Origin of the sequence: Rhodococcus sp. APC 3903, from assembly GCF_030407755.1 — a bacterium.
Taxonomy (GTDB): Bacteria; Actinomycetota; Actinomycetes; order Mycobacteriales; family Mycobacteriaceae; genus Rhodococcus_F; species Rhodococcus_F erythropolis.
This window is the reverse complement of record NZ_JASDCV010000026.1, coordinates 34,751-51,244: the sequence shown is the minus strand read 5'-3', so window position 1 is coordinate 51,244 and position 16,494 is coordinate 34,751. Positions and strand designations below refer to the sequence as shown.

Sequence of the window (16,494 nt, the reverse complement as noted above, 5' to 3'; positions counted from 1 at the left end):
TGGCGAGACAACCCGCGGTCCGACGCGTTTCGTTCGGTACTGAAGAGAATGGTGATGGGGCGATAAGTCCTGGAGGTAATCCGTGCGTAAACAGGAAGTTGCCGACCGACGCTGTTTGCTACCAGCGTGTGTGGCGCGTCACGGCGTCGGGACCTGCGGTGGGTGATCCGGTTCGAGGAGGGTTCCGATCGCCTTGCCCATCGGCACGGCGTTGTTGAGGTCCGCGTTGGTTGTCGGCCCGAGCGTGGCGTAGACGACGATCGTCGTCTTCGAGTCGGGGTAATAGAGCGCAAGCCCGTTGTAGCCGCCGTACGACGGGTTCATCACCAGCCAACCGTCGAGGTGCCCGGTCCCGAAGGAAAAGAACTTGTCCGCCGTCATACTTCCCAAGCCCGCAGTCGTCGGCGCCATCTGCTGCTCGAAAGCCTTGTCGGAGAGCAACTCTCCTGTTCCGAGCGCGCGCACCCACTTTCCGACGTCGGCGACAGGCGCGTTCATGTTTCCGCTGTGCAGGAAAGCCGTCGGATTCCAGAAAGTGGAGTCTTCGAATACTCCGCGTTCATTGGTGTAGCCGTGCAGGATCGGCTCGTCCATCTGCGACGTGAGCACAACGCTGCTGTGATCCATCCCGAGTGGATCGAAGACGCGCTGCTGAAGTAGGTCGCCCAGCGGTTTTCCAGTCGCTTTCTCCATGACGTCGCCGAGCAGCGTCAGGTCGCTGTGCGCGTACGCCCAACTGGTGCCGGGTTCGAACAGCGGTGGGCGGGAGTTGGCAAGATTCAGGATCTCCTGAGAAGTCCAGCCTTTCATCGGGTTGTCCGTGAAGAGTTTGAGGAACTGTGGATCGGTCACGTAGTCGGAGATGCCCGACGTGCTGTTGGCCAGCATTCGTGGAGTGATGGTGTCTGCGCGTGGAAAGTTCGGTTCCCACTTCGCGATCGGTTGATCGAGAGGAAGCGTTCCCTCTTCGTCGAGTTGCAGCAGAACTGTCGAGAGCATCGGTTCCATCGGCTGACCGACGCGCAACTGCATGTCGGTTGTCGCCGGAACTCCGATAGGGGACTCTCCGACGGCACCGAGAGCAATCTCGTCGTCGCCCCGCCACACTCCGAACACGGCGGCACTGAGGCCCAAGTCGGCCACCTGACGGCGGACGAGGTCCGCGATCTCGGTGGATTCCTGACTGCTCGCGGTGCTGGGAGATGCGCTGCTCGTGTTTGTTGCCGAGTCCTCGTCGGAACTGCACGCAGCGGTTGCAATGGCAACGGTCAAGGCGATCGACAGAGCAGCTAGCCGCACCCGAGTGCGGTGGTGGGAGGAATTCATGCCTGCGATCCCTTCGATGTGGAAATCGAGCAACCGACGCCTAGCAATGTCCCAATTGACTGAATTTAGCGCAGTTCGAAGGGGGAGGGAACAGATTGACGGTTAGGGGTGACTGCTACTCCCAGTGCCTGATCACGTCAGTCCTCAGTCCGGCGTTGCGTCCGATTCCGCTCGTCGGTCCTGTGCTTGCTGGAGCTCGGCGTTGATGCGACGAGCCTCGGTGAGTTGGTCTTCGAGGATGATGATGCGGCAAGCCGCGTCGAGCGCCGTGCCGTTGGCTACGAGTTCGTGCGCGCGGGCCGCGATGCGCAGCTGGTACCGGGAGTAGCGGCGATGTCCGCCCTCAGAGCGTTGTGGGGTAAGCAGTTTCGCGGCATCGAGGCTACGAAGGAAAGCTTGCCTGACACCGAGGATCTCGGCCGCATGTCCCATGCTGTACGCAGGATAGTTCTCGTCGTCGAATCTGCCGGAGGGGTCCCCCGGTGGTGTATCTGCCGGAATGGCTCGCTTCTTTCGCTGAACGGACGGGGCCCCCGGCGCGAGGTGCGCCGGGGGCCGGATGGGGTTGAACTTACTTACATAACTGCATTCTTTCGAACTTCCGGACTCGCACAAAACATCCGGTAGCCGCTTTGAAGGGGGGTGCCGGGTCCGACTACACACTCACACACGAATTCGGCCCCGGCACGTCCCTGCCCTGCGGTACTGCTTGCGGGTAGTTCATCTCTCCCGCATCTCTTGACTCGTTCCTTGCTACGAGAAAAAAGATACAACACCCTCGTGAGAATGTCTACCCTGACCGCTGTAGATATTTTGTTGCGAACTTTCTAGGTATCGGAGTTCAGGAACGGCCTGGTCACCGGGGGTGAGAGCGCTCCATGTGAGTCATGGGAGATGAATCTGGGACAATGCTCCGATGCGAAATACCCCGAAGTCCGAGTCGTTGTTGCGCGCCCGCGCGGAGAGGGAAGAGCGCTCCGGCTCCTCCGAGCATCCCGCTGGTGGCGCGTCGAACCCCGGAGAGGACTCGTCGTCGTCCGAGCCGGGGGCACGCAGCGACAGCGCCACGATTCGGTCGGCTCGGTCCGAGCTCTCAACTCATGCCAGGGCCGTGGAAAGTATGCACGAGGCGATCCATCCTGATCGCGATTGAGTCAGTTACCTGGTCGGGATGCGGGGGGACTCCTTCATCCCGCTCACTGCAACGCACGACGGCCGCCGCACTCCCGAAAGTAGGGGAGTGGCGACGACCGTCGAGTTGTCAGAGTGCGTGCCTGGTGCTTGGACCTCAGGGCAGCAACTGGTCCAGGAAGGTGTTGCTGAAGACCTTGTGCGGATCCAACGCGTTGTATGCGGCGTTGGCGGTGTCCCAGTTGTCGCTCGATGGGACGCCGTCGCGGTAGGTCTGGGGGAGGCCCTGGGTGATGATGGGGGCGTCGGTGTACGGCTTGTCGGGGCCGAACGCCCAGCCTTTGGACCACTCGGGGCGGAAGGTGGCGTCGTTGTTGTTGTAGTGATTACGCATCCACTGTTCCATTTCGCGGTAGAATGCGAACATGCCGGGGGTTCCGGGGACGCCGAGGACGTTGAGCCAGATGGCGGTGTCCCATTCCGGATGGTCTGGGCGCGGGCGCATGGCCGAGATGGTGGGGGCGCCTGCCGAGTCGACCTCGACGTCCGAGGGTTGATCGAGTCCGCAGCAACGGATTTCGACGGGGCCGTTGAGGGGGAACTGTCCGATAGAGCGGTAGTACTCCATGCGACCGTTGAACCACTGGGTGAAGTCGTGGATGACCTGGCCGATGTTGGCGCGGGAGGTGATGACGGCTCCGCCGCCCTCGGTCAGACGAAGGGTGGTGGCCCGGATGTAGAACTGGACGTCCTTGGACCATCCCCACAGGTCGTTGGAGAAGGTCGCGGCGAGTCCGGCAACGGTGGTGGCGTACATGATCTGCCCGAATGCCGGTGCGATGCCCGGGTTTCCGGCGTTGATCTGCCCGATCATGTCGGTGACCGGCTCCGGGAGGTTGTCGGAGAAGATGTAGTTGTAGGGCCCGGTCACCTCACGCGAGAACGGCGGCTTGGTGGGGGCAAGTGACCACACCTTCATCCACGGGCGTTCGGTGAAGGGGTACCAGATTGCTTCTGCGCGACCGTTTTCGCGGACGAACTTCTCGAAGGTGCGTCCGGACGCTCCGCGGGCACCGAAGAGTTCCTGCCAACCGATGTCGGTGTGGCTGACGCAGCGCATGCGGTAGTTGGGAGCGGCCTGCAAGGTCACGGAGGTGAGGAAGGTGCGTCCGAGGTGAGTCAGCAGCGGCTTGATCGCTGCATCGCTACGCGCGTACGTCTCGAGCGCGTACTCACTGCCGTTCCAGACCACTGCGGTCAGGGAGGTGACGAGGTTGGAGAGTGAGCCGAAAGTCTGTCCGGGAACGTGTGCTTCGCCTTCGGCGGGGAGCGCTGCACCGTGAGCGTCGACGGCGAGGCAGCCGGCGATGGTCAACACACCGGGCGCCGGCAGGTTCGCGAACCCGAGGCCCTGTGCCTGCAGTGCGGTGGTGATGGCGTCGAGGGTCGCGCCGGGTCCTGCGGTGACGGTGGCCGGGCTGCCCCCGGCATTGACGGAGACGCCGGTGAGGTGGACCGTGGTGTCGGCGAGGATGACCTTGTCGACCGGCGCACCGTTGACGATGGTCAGCGGCGTCCAGCCGTGCATGGCACCGCGGGGACGAATGGTGTAGCCGTTGGCATGACCCCAGTTCGCGAGGCGGACTACGTCTTCGGGCGTCTTGGGCGAACAGGTCCAGATCGCGTCGAGCATGATCTCTTTGGACCAGTTCTGATACGCCTGCTGGTACAGCGCGATGCCTTCGGGGAAGGCAGGCGGCGGTGTGAGGGTGGAGACAGGACCACCCGCGGAGCCGGAGGAGCCGGCGGGGACGGCATAGGCCGGCGTCCAGCCGGCGAATGCGGTCGCTGCCACGGCGCCGGCTCCGGCGGCCATGAAACCTCGTCGGGACAGTCGGAACTTTTCGTCTTGTGCCGTCATCTTCGGGCTACTCCATCGGGTTCGAGAACTACGGTGAGTTCTAACAGGTGGGTATCAGACAGGTTGGTATCAGACAAGAGTGAGAACTACGTCAGCCAGGGCAGGAGCTTCGCGCTCCAGTACGGAAGCTGAGATCAGGAGTCGCCCATTGTCTTTCCAGATCTGGATACTCAAGTTCTCGCCGGGAAATACGACCCCGGCAAAGCGGGCCCGAAATCCGGCTACCCGACTGCTGTCGCCGTCGAGCATGGTATCCACTGCGGTCTTGCAGACCATTCCGTAAGTACACAGTCCATGCAGGATAGGCGCTGGAAAGCCTGCCGCGGAGGCGAATTGCGGATCCGAGTGCAACGGATTCCGATCACCACACATCCGGTACAGCAAAGCCTGCTGTGGAAGCACAGGCGTCACCACTGTCTCATCTGCTTCGCGATCCGGAAGCGTAATCGACTCCGACGGACCACGTTCACCCCCGAAACCACCCTCGCCGCGGGCGAAAATGGACGAGCGAGCTGTCCACAGCGGGTTGCCCTCGGCGTCGACCGTGACGGATTCCTGCACGATCACCGCGGCCTTGCCCTTGTCCCAGACCTCGGCGATTCGAGTTGTGGTGCGGCCACTTCCACTTGCCGGGATCGGCTGATGGACAGTGACTTCCTGGCTCCCGTGGACTACCTTCGCCAGATCGATTTCGACGCCGGGGAACGAGACTTTCGGCGCTTCGGTGGCGTGGAAGTTGGCGGCGACGGTGGCAAAGGTAGGTAGTACCTGAGGCTTTTCGTCGTCGAGGTATCGAAGCTCGTTCGGATCGAGCGGCCGAGCACCTGCCCCTAGCGCCAGGTGGTAGTGCTGCACGTCCGACGGGGTCCATGAGAACTCTTGTGGCGCAAGCTCGGCGCCGAGTGCGATCTTCGGATCAATTGGCATGGTCGACCGCCGTCTTTTCAGCTGCCGGTACCTCGGTGGTCTCGGCCTTCTTCGCACGCTCGACGATGTCGAGTACGGCCAGGTAACCGAAAGTCATTGCGGGACCGATGGTCGCGCCTGGTCCGGCGTAGGTGTGGCCCATGACCGGAGCGCTCGCGTTGCCAGCGGCGTAGAGGCCGTCGATGACGCTTCCGTCTTCGCGTAGTGCTCGGCCGTTGACGTCGGTGCAGATACCACCCTTGGTGCCGAGGTCACCCGGAACCATCTTGATGGCGTAGAACGGAGCCTTGCTGATTTCGGCGAGGCTGGGGTTCTTCAGTCGGGGATCGCCGTAGTACGCGTCGTAACCACTGTCACCGCGTCCGAAGTCCTCGTCCTTGCCGTTGCGTGCGAAGCCGTTGAACCGGTCGACGGTTTCGGTCAGCGATGCGACGGGAAGCCCTGTCTTCTCGGCCAATTCGGCGATGGTTCCCGCCTTGACCACGATGCCGGCCTTGAGCCAGCGGCCGGGGAAGGGGGAGCGGGGAGTGATACCGGCAAACGTGTAGCGGTTGCGGTAGCGCTGATCGAGAATCATCCACGTCGGGATGTTCTCGCCGGCGCCTTCGCCCTGACCGTACTCACCGCCGTACATCGCATGGGTTGCCTCGACGTACGGAGCAGCCTCGTTGCCGAAGCGCTTGCCCGACATGTTGACCATCATGCAGCCCGGGAGGGTGCGCTCGGAGAGAGCGAACCACGGTCCGCCGGTCAGCGGAATGGACGGGCCCCACCAGGCGTCGTCCATGAAATCGACTGCAGCGCCCACTTCTTGGCCTGCGCGGATACCGTCGCCGGTGTTTGCCTTCGCGCCGACGGTCCATTCGGTGCCGATGGGTGCGCGCTGGTACTTCTCACGCATTTCCTTGTTGTGCTCGAATCCGCCGGATCCCAACACAACTCCGTGGCGAGCGCGGATGACCTGCTCCTCGCCGTCGACGATGACGTTGACGCCGCGAACTGCGCCGTCTTCGGTGTACAGGGATGTCAGCGGGGTGTTCAGCAGGATGGGTACTCCGGCGGACTGAAGTCCGAGTCGAATACCGGCGACCAGTGCCTGGCCGCGAACCAGCAGATCCTTCTTTGTGGCCTTGGCTGCGAGGAATCGCATGCCGACCTTCATGGCGCGCAGGGGTCCGCGAGGATTGCGCATCAGCAGGTTGAGCCACTTGTAGTCGGCCTGGGTGATGACGAAGTTCTTGGGGGCCTTGACGTAGTCGGGCTCGAGGTTCTTGCGGTCGGCGCCCAACTTGTTGCCGTCGAACGGGGTGGGCTCGACACTGCGGCCACCGAGGCGTCCGCCGGGAGCTTCCGGGTAGTAGTCGGAGTAGCCGGGCACCCACTGCAGTTCGAGAGGGCTGTTCTTCAGCACGAACGAGAGCATCTCGGGACCGCGCTCGAGATAGGTGTCGATGCGTTCGGGAGCGACGACGTCGCCGATGATGCTGTGCAGGTAGGAACGTGCGGCCTCCGGGGTATCGGTGACACCGTCCGCCTGAAGTGCCTCGTTGTTGGGGATCCAGACCCCACCACCGGAACGGGCGGTCGATCCGCCGTAGTGGGCGGCTTTCTCCACGATGACCACACTCAAGCCCTGGTGGGCTGCGGTCAAGGCCGCTGTCATACCTGCGGCACCACTGCCGACGACGACGATGTCGTATTCCTGCTTGCTCATGTAGAACACGTTATAGAATGATGGGGGTGTCAGTCCATGCTTTCTGCCAGGAAGTATTTCCGGACGTTGTCATTGATAACGAAACACGTTGCAGTGAGATTGAGGATGGTGCGGTGTGACCTGGGATACTTCGGTTGACGTCCTTGTGGTCGGGTTCGGTGTGGCGGGCGCCAGTGCGGCGCTCGAAGCGGTAGCGGCCGGTTCGTCGGTTTTGGCGATCGACCGAGCGCTCGGCGGTGGGGCCAGCACGATTTCCGGAGGAATCTACTACGCCGGCGGCGGCACCGTGATTCAAAAGGAAGCCGGTGTCGATGACAGTCCCGAAGCCATGCTCGCCTACCTGAACCGCGAGGTCGGTGACGCGGTGACGCCGCAGACTCTGCGCCGGTTCGTCGACGAGAGCCCGGCGTCGATCGACTGGCTGCGCAGTCACGGTGTCCCGTTCGAGGCCTCACTCTGTCCGTACAAGACGTCGTACCCGAGCAACAAGCACTACCTCTACTTCTCGGGCAGCGAATCTGCCGGCGGGTTCCGTGACATCGCAAAACCTGCTCCGCGCGGCCATCGCGCCAAGGGGCGTGGCACGTCGGGAAAGATGCTCTACGGCCCGCTCGCGAAGTCCGCGGAGGCCAAGGGCGTCCAGTTGCTCGGCCAGACGAGAGCGGACCGGCTGATCATCGAGGACGGCCGGGTGATCGGCGTCGAAGTACTGACTCTTCGTGACGCACCTGCCGGAGTTCGTCGCCGTCACGCGACGCTCGGATCTCTGTCCTCCAAGCCCGGCGTCTACGCGCCGCAGTTGCGCACGATTCTCGACGCACTCATCGCGAAGATCGAGAAGAAGCACGCTAAGCGGATTCGCATCCAGGCACGCGGCGGCGTGATCCTCAGCGCCGGCGGCTTCGTGTCCAATCGCGAGATGATGCGCACCCATGCCCCCGCCTACAAGGGCGGTATCCCGCTCGGCACCTCCGGGGACGACGGCAAAGGCATCAACCTCGGTATCGAAGCCGGGGGAGCCACCGACAAGCTCGGCAATGTTTCCGCCTGGCGATTCATCGTCCCGCCGAGTGCTTTTCTCGGTTCCATCCTGGTGGGTGAATCCGGTGCGCGAATCGTCGACGAGTCACGTTACGGTGCCGCTCTCGGTCAGGCGATGGCAGAGAAGAGCAACGGAATCGGTTGGCTGCTGGCAGATTCCGAACTCGTTCGCGAAGCGAAATCGCAGATCGGTGACCAGTCGATGTGGTTCCAGCGGGTACAGACCACTGGCATGATGCGTACCGCAGTGCGTGGCAACACCATTGCCGAGGTCGCCCGTAAAGCGGGGATAGACGTCGCCGGCCTTCAAGCCACCGTCGACGCGCACAACTCCGCTGCCGCTGCCGGACAACCTGATCCGATGGGCAAACCGTCGGACTTCGTCAGGCCGATACTGTCTGCGCCGTTCACGATGTACGACGTCTCGATCAAGCCCAACATGATGAATCCGTGCCCGATGCTCACGCTCGGTGGATTGGTGGTCGACGAATCGTCCGGCATGGTGAAAAACGAGGCCGGGGAGGGTATCCCTGGCCTGTATGCCGCCGGCCGTACCGCCGTCGGTATCTGTTCCAACTCGTATGTGAGCGGCTTGTCGCTCGCCGACTGCGTGTTCTCCGGACGACGAGCCGGTCAGCATGCAGCCGCATTCTCCACAGTCGGAAAGGCCTGAACGATGCTCTCGACGCAGATCCGCGGCGAACTTGCCGACCATCTTGATTCGGCGGAACGGGATCGCGCTCCGATCAGCCCGCTGATCGCCACGTATCCGGACATCGACGTCGTCGACGCCTACGAGATCCAGCTCATCAACATCAGGCGTCGTGTTGCCGGTGGCGCAAAGGTGGTCGGACACAAGGTCGGGCTCTCGTCACTGGCGATGCAGCAGATGATGGGCGTCGACGAGCCAGATTACGGTCACCTGCTCGCCGAGATGGAAGAGTTCGAGGACCGTCCGGTCGACACGTCGCGCTTCTGCTTCCCACGCGTCGAGGTGGAGGTCGCCTTCATTCTGGGAGCAGATCTGCCGGGCGCCGGGTGCACCGAACAAGACGTCATCGACGCCACTGTCGCCTATGCGCCGTCCATCGAGTTGATCGACAGCCGGATCAAGGACTGGAAGATCGGCCTCTCGGACACCATCGCGGACAACGCGTCCTCCGCCGGGTTCATTCTCGGCAAGGAACGAGTTCGCCCGTCGGACATCGACATCAAGGCGATCGATGCGGTGCTGACCTGCAACGGCGAGCGGATTGCGGAGGGGCGCAGCGATGCGGTTCTCGGTAACCCGGTCACCGCTGTCGCGTGGTTGGCGCAGAAGGTCGACACGTTCGGAGTTCGGCTCAAGGCCGGCGACATCGTTCTGCCGGGTTCGTGCACGCGAGCGATCGACGCTCATCCAGGCGACAACTTCCGAGCCGAGTTCAGCGGCCTCGGTTCCGTCTCTCTTCAGTTCACGTAGGAGTAGTCATGACCAAGGCAAGTGTGGCGATCGTCGGATCGGGAAACATCAGTACCGATCTGTTGTACAAACTGCAGCGTTCCGAGTGGCTCGAACCGCGATGGATGATCGGAATCGATCCCGAGAGTGAAGGATTGGCGCGCGCCCGCAAGATGGGACTCGAGACCTCCGCCGAGGGCGTCGACTGGTTGCTGAACCAGGCGGAGAAACCGGACCTGGTCTTCGAGGCGACGTCGGCATACGTGCACCGCGAGGCAGCACCACGCTACGAGGCCGCCGGTATCCGTGCCATCGACCTGACTCCGGCCGCGGTCGGCCCGGCTGTGGTTCCGCCCGCGAACCTGCGTGAACACCTGGACGCACCCAACGTCAACATGATCACCTGCGGTGGGCAGGCAACCATTCCGATCGTCTACGCGGTATCGCGAGTCGTCGATGTGGCGTACGCCGAGATCGTCGCCTCCGTTGCATCGTTGTCCGCCGGTCCGGGAACTCGCGCGAACATCGACGAGTTCACCAAGACCACCAGCCGCGGTATCGAGACCATCGGCGGCGCACAGCGCGGCAAGGCGATCATCATCCTCAACCCCGCGGACCCGCCGATGATCATGCGCGACACCATCTTCTGCGCTATCCCCGAAGACGCCGATCAGGCCGCGATCACCGACTCCATTCACCGTGTCGTCAAGGACATCCAGCAGTACGTGCCCGGCTACCGGTTGCTCAACGAACCGCAGTTCGACAAACCGAGCGTCGTTTCCGGTGGCTATGCAACGGTCACCACGTTCGTCGAGGTCGAAGGTGCAGGCGATTTCCTGCCGCCGTACGCGGGCAACCTCGACATCATGACGGCAGCAGCCACCAAGGTGGGCGAGGAAATCGCCCAGAAGCTTCTGAGTGTGAAGGCATGAGCGACATGATTCATTTCGATTCGAGCTGGGACATCCGCGTCACCGACACGTCACTGCGCGACGGCTCCCACCACAAGCGTCATCAGTTCACCGTCGAAGAAGTACGAGCCATCGTCGGTGCGCTCGACGGAGCCGGAGTGCCGGTCATCGAGGTCACTCACGGCGACGGCCTCGGCGGGTCCTCCTTCAACTACGGCTTCTCGAAGACTCCCGAGCAGGAACTGATCAAAGCTGCAGTCGAGACGGCGACCAACGCGAAGATCGCCTTCCTGATGCTGCCCGGGTTGGGCATCAAGGACGACATCGTCATCGCACAGGACAACGGTGCGTCCATCTGCCGCATCGCAACTCACTGCACCGAGGCAGACGTATCCATCCAGCACTTCGGCCTCGCGCGTGAGCGTGGACTCGAAACAGTCGGATTCCTCATGATGGCTCACTCGATTCCGCCGGAGAAGCTGGCCAAGCAGGCTCGCATCATGGCCGACGCGGGTTGCCAGTGTGTGTACGTGGTCGACTCGGCCGGCGCGCTGGTACTCGAGCAGGTATCCGATCGCGTCGAGGCGCTGGTTCAGGAACTCGGCAACGACGCTCAGGTCGGCTTCCACGGCCACGAGAACCTGGGCCTGGGCGTCGCCAATTCCATTGCGGCAGTTCGTGCGGGAGCCAAGCAGATCGACGGTAGTACCCGTCGGTTCGGTGCCGGCGCCGGCAACGCCCCGGTCGAGGCCTTCGTCGGTGTTTGCGACAAGATCGGCGTCAAGACCGGTATCGACTTCTTCGCCATCGCCGATGCAGCCGAAGATGTTGTGCGCCCGGCAATGCCGCAGGAATGCCTGCTCGATCGTCAAGCACTGATGATGGGCTACGCCGGCGTGTACTCGAGCTTCCTCAAGCATGCCGAGCGTCAGGCCGAGCGGTACGGAGTGTCGTCCGCGGAACTGTTGGTGCGCGCAGGCAAGCGCAAGTTGGTCGGCGGCCAGGAAGATCAGTTGATCGACATCGCGCTGGAACTCCAGCGCGAAGCAGCGGCTTCCTAGGCCATGGCAGACGTACTGGCCGGAAAAGTGGCCTTGGTGACCGGCGCGTCCTCAGGGTTAGGGCGCGCCGTCACCGAGCTCCTCCACCGCAGGGGCGCAAAGGTTTTCGGTATCGCCCGTGACAAGGAAAAGCTGCGGCAGTCGATGGTCGAGGTGGTCGGCACGGACGGTGAGCGTCGTTACGCAGCGACGGACGTCTCGGATTCTGCTCAGTGTGATGCGGCCGTGCAAGCGTGTGTCGACGCGCTCGGTGGTATCGACATCCTCGTCAACGTGGCGGGATCGCACTCGCTTCGTCACACGGCAGACATTGCGGATTCCGAATGGGCACATGACCTTGCGGTCAATCTGAACGGACCGTTCTTCCTTTCCCGAGCAGCACTGCCGCACTTGCTGGAACGGGGCGGCAACATCGTCAACGTCTCCTCGATCGCGGGGCTGGAAGGGCAGGCGTACTCGGCTGGATACTGCGCTGCCAAGCACGGACTCATCGGACTGACCCGTGCGATGGCGATGGAGTTCACCGGAAAGTCTCTGCGTGTCAACGCAATCTGCCCCGGCGGCATGATGACTCCTCAAGTCACCGGATTCACCTTCCCCGACGGAGTCGACTTCGATCTCGTCATGAAGGTTGCGTCGCCGCGTGGCTTGATGGAAGCCGAGGACGTTGCGAAGATGGTGGCTTTCGTGGCCTCCGACGACGCCTCGGCGATACACGGGGCCGTCTACTCGGTCGACAACGGAAAAATGGCATGAACCCGTTGGTCTCGGGACCGATCTTCCAGATCTGCTGGGTGGTCGAGGACATCGAGGCTGCCGAACAGGAGTTCACTCGGCAGTGGGGAGTGGAGCGGTGGCTGCGTATGCCAGGCATCGTCTTTGGCCCCGAGACCACAACGTATCGCGGGGAGCCCGCGGACTATGTCGTGCACGTATCGATCGGATATGCGGGCAGCCAACAGCTCGAGCTGATCCAACCAGTATCCGGACGCAACCTGTACACGGAATTCCTGGAGACTCACGGCGTCGGAGTTCATCACATGGCTTGGGTTCCAGACGATTACGAGGCGACGTTGCTAGAGGCCGAGCGTCGCGGAATGTCGGTGGTGCAACAAGGTCGGGTAGAGGGCGCCGGCATGGAGTTCTCCTACCTCGATGCCGGGCCATTGGGTGGATACGTCGAGTTGATGAAGCTCTCACCCGAGATCCGGTTGATGTTCGCTTCGCTCATTCCTGATTGACGGCAAACACTTTCGCGAAGTAGTCGGAAACGTTCTCCGGGTGACCGCGGAATCCGAGGTAGCCGTCGGGGCGAATGACCAGCGCCGCCGTACCTTCGACCCCATACGCGGCGCATAGCTGCGAGTCGTTGTCCTCGATGATAGGCACCAACGAATCGACGGTCACGGTTCCCGGTGGCACTATCGCGTAGACGTCCAACATGCCGTGCGCTGATCGAATGGCGGCGTCGGCGACCTTCTCGAGGCTGTTGATGCTCTCTGCGGATCCGTCCGAAGTCAGCAGTAACGTGTGGTCGACTCCGGACAGCAAGTCGAACAACCGAATTGGATACTGCACACCGTCTCGGCGCATTCCGCGTGCATCGGGTGCACGCTCGCCCGGTTGAACGTGTGGACTCGAAGAATCACGCCCGGTGTTCAGCGGACTCTCCGAGTAGTCGATCAACAATTGAGCCTGGCGCCGCATTGCCGTGTCGATGGAAGACTCTCCCGAACCGATTCCTTCTCGAGCATTTCGGACGGTCATCCCGACGACTTCTTCACCGACCGGCCGTCTTTCGGCGTCGTAGGTCTCGAGAAGATCTGCTGTTGCAACGCCTTTGACGGCGAGCGCTACCTTCCATGCGAGATTGTGGGCGTCCTGGATGCCGGTGTTCATGCCCTGCGCTCCAGTCGGGGGATGGATGTGCGCGGCGTCGCCGGCGACAAAAACCCGTCCGCGACCGTAAGCGTCGACGATGCGGTGGCTGATGCGGAAGACCGAGGACCATCGCAGCATCGAGGCGGTTGTCGGTTCTGGGGACAGTCTGTCGAGTACGGCCTGGATGTGATGGAGTTCAGGTGTCTTGCCGGTTGAAAAACCGTGTTGTACAGAGGCTTTGTTCGACGATTCGTCCGGCATCAAATCGTCCGGAACGAGCATCGACATGCGGTACCGCTTGTGTCCGGGAAGCGGGATGCAGACGAGTAGGTCGTCGGTGGTTCCGTCGTCGGTGGTGTGGTTGGCGCGGACGGAGTAGCCGCTGGGTATCGACCAGTCGACCTCGACGTCGCCGAGCATGTAGCTTTCGGCAAACGCGCCGCCCTCGAAGCTCAGTCCCAACCCTTTGCGGACCACGCTGTGAGCGCCGTCGGAACCCACCAGATACTGGACATTCACGGTGCTGCCGTCGCTGAGTGTGCAGTTGACGGCGCCGTCGGATTGTTCGAATGCGGTGAGACCGACTCCGCGTTCAACGGTTGTCCCCAGCTCGGCGAGGCGCTCGGTGAGGATGCGCTCCGTCGAGTATTGGGGGAGGCAGAGAAACCAGTAAGGAACATCCTCGGGGAGCGTGAGGTCGACGCGGGCGACCTCGACGCCGTTCGCGTACATGATCTGACCGCGCATCAGTGTCGAGGCGTCGAGTGCCTGGCGGAGCACCCCCATGTTCTCGAAAAGTTCGAGAGTGCGTGGCTGAATCCCGACGGCTTTCGCGTATTGCCGCGGTTCGTCGAGGGGGTCGACTATTCGGCATGAGATGCCGCGTCTGCGCAGCTCGATCGCGGTGGTCAAACCGATCGGGCCGGCGCCCGCTACCAATACGTCGGTATCCATGAGGACCCACTCACGTCGGGGACAGTCGGTCATTTCAGTATGGGTAAGCGAACTTTTGTTTTGGGGAAATTGACCCAAATCGGACATTGAGTGATTGTGTTTCGCGCTGGACTGTCCGAACGCGCTCCGACTGTTTTGCGCTATTGCCCGGGTTCGAAGCCGAGCGAGATTCGCCTGCATAGGAGCGCGAGTTCTGCCTCGTCGAGGCGTGGCGCCTCGTCCCATGAATCGACGTCGTTCCAGCTCACTGAACTCGGAGCACCGAAGGGCCTGACGAAAACGTGCTGATGAAAGTGGGGGACGCTTCGCCCGGCGATCGCGGAGAACACGAATTCGGGAGTCAATTCCGAGTCGAGGACACGTGAGACGCGCCAGACTGCGCGCGCGATGGCGCGTGCTTCAGGTTCGGATAGCGAGGGCAGCCCGGACACGTGTCGACGGGTCTCGACGAACACATATCCAGGAACCGAACGTCCGTGTGGTGGAGGGGGCCGATGGGAGACAACAACGAAGTCGTCCTCGAATATTCGAGGGCTGACGAGCGGGCCTGTTCCTCGGTGTTTGGCGCATATTGCGCATGTTGACGTCCCCACTTCACTTTTGTACCGAGTGCGGCGCGGTGATGGAAGATTTGCGATCAGCCCGACCGGAGGGTTTACCAACGTGTACAAATCAGCATGTTTGTAAAACTTTTACCTTCAAAATCGTTGACAAAAGACCGCAATTTGTCCACTCTCTATACATAGATGTTGTTCGTGTCGCGGATTACCGCGCAGGACGCACTCACTGATCCGAACGAGAACTGGAGAATTCGATGGCGGCGTTGGTGTACACCGAGCCAGATGGTCGGCTCGCAACATGGAGAGACCGGAAACGCTACTTGTGGCTGTTGGCGCTGATTCCGTCATCGGCAACTTTCATCGCCGTGGGGCTTGTTGCCGCCACCGGATGGAATGTCTTCTGGTGGACCGGCCCACTGATTGCTTTTGCTCTCATTCCCGTCATCGACATTCTGGCGGGTGAGGACGGGAAGAATCCACCCGACGAGGTGATCGACGAACTCGAGAACGACCGCTTCTACCGGTGGTGCACCTACGCCTATCTGCCGCTGCAGTACACGGCCTTCTTCCTGTCCTGCTACATCTGGGCGCGTTGGGATTTGAGTGTTCTCTCCAATATCGGACTCGCAGTGACGATCGGTGTGACGGCCGGAATCGGCATCAACACTGCCCATGAACTCGGGCACAAGAAGGAGAGCGTCGAGCGCTGGTTGTCCAAAATCGTTCTCGCGCAGAGCGCTTACGGCCACTTCTACCTCGAGCACAACCGTGGCCACCATGTTCGAGTGTCGACTCCGGATGATCCGGCGACCTCGCGCTTCGGTGAGACCCTCTACGGTTTCTGGCCGCGCAGCGTCGGCGGGGGATTGAAGTCGGCCTGGCATCTCGAGAAGACCCGTTTCGAGCGTCTGGGCACCACACACTGGAGCATCAAGAACGACGTGCTCAACGCCTGGCTCATGTCGGTAGTCCTGTTCGGTGTCGCGCTTGCAGTGTTCGGGATCGGCATTGCGCCGTACCTCGTGATCCAGGCCTTCATCGGGTTCTCGTTACTCGAAGCGATCAACTACCTCGAGCACTACGGACTCCTGCGTCAGAAAACCGCAAGCGGACGGTACGAGCGGTGCACGCCGGCGCACAGCTGGAACAGTGATCGCATCTGCACCAACGTCTTTCTCTATCACCTGCAGCGGCACAGCGATCATCATGCGAATCCGACACGTCGTTACCAGGCGCTTCGCAGCATGGAAGAGGCCCCTCAACTCCCGAGCGGCTACGCAAGCATGATCATGCTCGCCACCGTTCCACCCCTGTGGCGCAAGGTGATGGACCACCGCGTCCTCGAGCACTACCGAGGCGACATCACCCAGGTCAACATCGCGCCGAAGAAACGCGCCAAGATCCTCGCGGCCTACGGGGTGAACGCATGAACGCCTACATCTGCCCGATCTGCGACTACACGTACGCCGAATCGACAGGTGCTGCGCGAGAAGGCTTTCCGCCCGGCACACCGTGGTCGAGCATTCCGGACGACTGGTGCTGCCCCGACTGCGGCGTCCGCGAGAAGGTCGACTTCACCCTCGTCACGCAATCCTGATCGAAATACCCACCGGTGAAAGGAAAACC

General features: G+C 62.1%; 16 protein-coding genes. 9 read left to right on the top strand and 7 right to left on the bottom strand.

Annotation, left to right across the window (positions count from 1 at the left end):
* Positions 1-138: 138 nt before the first annotated feature.
* On the bottom strand, positions 139-1,326 hold the full coding sequence (locus tag QMA15_RS27600) for a serine hydrolase domain-containing protein (protein ID WP_279163063.1): 1,188 nt from the start codon (positions 1,324-1,326) through the stop codon (positions 139-141).
* Positions 1,327-1,470: 144 nt separating this feature from the next.
* Positions 1,471-1,758, bottom strand: coding sequence for a MerR family transcriptional regulator (locus tag QMA15_RS27595; protein ID WP_020906139.1), 288 nt, complete (start codon positions 1,756-1,758; stop codon positions 1,471-1,473).
* A 484-nt stretch (positions 1,759-2,242) separates the two neighbouring features.
* On the opposite strand from QMA15_RS27595, the gene QMA15_RS27590 reads away from it, so the two are divergent.
* Positions 2,243-2,479 (top strand): hypothetical protein, encoded by a 237-nt coding sequence (locus QMA15_RS27590; protein ID WP_279163064.1) that lies wholly within the window; start codon positions 2,243-2,245, stop codon positions 2,477-2,479.
* A 135-nt stretch (positions 2,480-2,614) separates the two neighbouring features.
* Here the strand turns inward: QMA15_RS27590 and QMA15_RS27585 are convergent, their stop codons facing one another.
* The 3 genes from QMA15_RS27585 to kstD all read right to left on the bottom strand — a co-directional run bounded on the left by QMA15_RS27585 (position 2,615) and on the right by kstD (position 7,019).
* Positions 2,615-4,378 (bottom strand): cholesterol oxidase substrate-binding domain-containing protein, encoded by a 1,764-nt coding sequence (locus QMA15_RS27585; protein WP_020906140.1) that lies wholly within the window; start codon positions 4,376-4,378, stop codon positions 2,615-2,617.
* A 69-nt stretch (positions 4,379-4,447) separates the two neighbouring features.
* Entirely contained in the window at positions 4,448-5,305 is an 858-nt protein-coding gene (locus tag QMA15_RS27580) for a MaoC/PaaZ C-terminal domain-containing protein (protein WP_003945880.1), read from the bottom strand.
* The gene (gene kstD, locus QMA15_RS27575) at positions 5,295-7,019 is read right to left on the bottom strand and encodes a 3-oxosteroid 1-dehydrogenase (RefSeq protein ID WP_175413857.1); all 1,725 of its coding nucleotides are present in this window, start codon (positions 7,017-7,019) and stop codon (positions 5,295-5,297) included. The genes QMA15_RS27580 and kstD overlap by 11 nt, the downstream gene beginning before the upstream one ends.
* A 115-nt stretch (positions 7,020-7,134) precedes the next feature.
* On the opposite strand from kstD, the gene QMA15_RS27570 reads away from it, so the two are divergent.
* The 6 genes from QMA15_RS27570 to QMA15_RS27545 are packed head-to-tail and all read left to right on the top strand — an operon-like array spanning position 7,135 to position 12,714.
* Entirely contained in the window at positions 7,135-8,733 is a 1,599-nt protein-coding gene (locus QMA15_RS27570; protein WP_042950817.1) for an FAD-binding protein, read from the top strand.
* A 3-nt stretch (positions 8,734-8,736) separates the two neighbouring features.
* Positions 8,737-9,522, top strand: coding sequence for a 2-keto-4-pentenoate hydratase (locus QMA15_RS27565; RefSeq protein WP_003945480.1), 786 nt, complete (start codon positions 8,737-8,739; stop codon positions 9,520-9,522).
* 8 nt (positions 9,523-9,530) lie between these two features.
* Complete coding sequence (locus tag QMA15_RS27560; protein ID WP_019746894.1) at positions 9,531-10,433, top strand: acetaldehyde dehydrogenase (acetylating); 903 nt, start codon at positions 9,531-9,533, stop codon at positions 10,431-10,433.
* On the top strand, positions 10,430-11,473 hold the full coding sequence (gene dmpG, locus QMA15_RS27555; protein ID WP_020906144.1) for a 4-hydroxy-2-oxovalerate aldolase: 1,044 nt from the start codon (positions 10,430-10,432) through the stop codon (positions 11,471-11,473). The genes QMA15_RS27560 and dmpG overlap by 4 nt, the downstream gene beginning before the upstream one ends.
* A 3-nt stretch (positions 11,474-11,476) precedes the next feature.
* Positions 11,477-12,229 (top strand): SDR family oxidoreductase, encoded by a 753-nt coding sequence (locus QMA15_RS27550; RefSeq protein WP_197941162.1) that lies wholly within the window; start codon positions 11,477-11,479, stop codon positions 12,227-12,229.
* The gene (locus tag QMA15_RS27545) at positions 12,226-12,714 is read left to right on the top strand and encodes a VOC family protein (protein ID WP_020906146.1); all 489 of its coding nucleotides are present in this window, start codon (positions 12,226-12,228) and stop codon (positions 12,712-12,714) included. Before QMA15_RS27550 ends, QMA15_RS27545 begins: the two co-directional genes overlap by 4 nt.
* Here the strand turns inward: QMA15_RS27545 and QMA15_RS27540 are convergent.
* Together QMA15_RS27540 and QMA15_RS27535 are read right to left on the bottom strand one after the other, a co-directional pair.
* A complete protein-coding gene (locus QMA15_RS27540) occupies positions 12,701-14,308 on the bottom strand; it encodes an FAD-dependent monooxygenase (protein WP_041814648.1) in 1,608 nt (535 codons plus the stop codon). The two genes, QMA15_RS27545 and QMA15_RS27540, sit on opposite strands and share 14 nt — an antisense overlap.
* A gap of 140 nt (positions 14,309-14,448) precedes the next feature.
* Positions 14,449-14,739, bottom strand: a complete 291-nt coding sequence (locus tag QMA15_RS27535; protein ID WP_290287509.1) for a hypothetical protein — start codon at positions 14,737-14,739, stop codon at positions 14,449-14,451.
* A gap of 383 nt (positions 14,740-15,122) precedes the next feature.
* On the opposite strand from QMA15_RS27535, the gene QMA15_RS27530 reads away from it, so the two are divergent.
* Together QMA15_RS27530 and QMA15_RS27525 are read left to right on the top strand one after the other, a co-directional pair.
* Positions 15,123-16,298, top strand: a complete 1,176-nt coding sequence (locus tag QMA15_RS27530; RefSeq protein ID WP_153213506.1) for an alkane 1-monooxygenase — start codon at positions 15,123-15,125, stop codon at positions 16,296-16,298.
* The gene (locus tag QMA15_RS27525) at positions 16,295-16,465 is read left to right on the top strand and encodes a rubredoxin (protein ID WP_279163066.1); all 171 of its coding nucleotides are present in this window, start codon (positions 16,295-16,297) and stop codon (positions 16,463-16,465) included. The genes QMA15_RS27530 and QMA15_RS27525 overlap by 4 nt, the downstream gene beginning before the upstream one ends.
* Positions 16,466-16,494 lie beyond the last annotated feature (29 nt).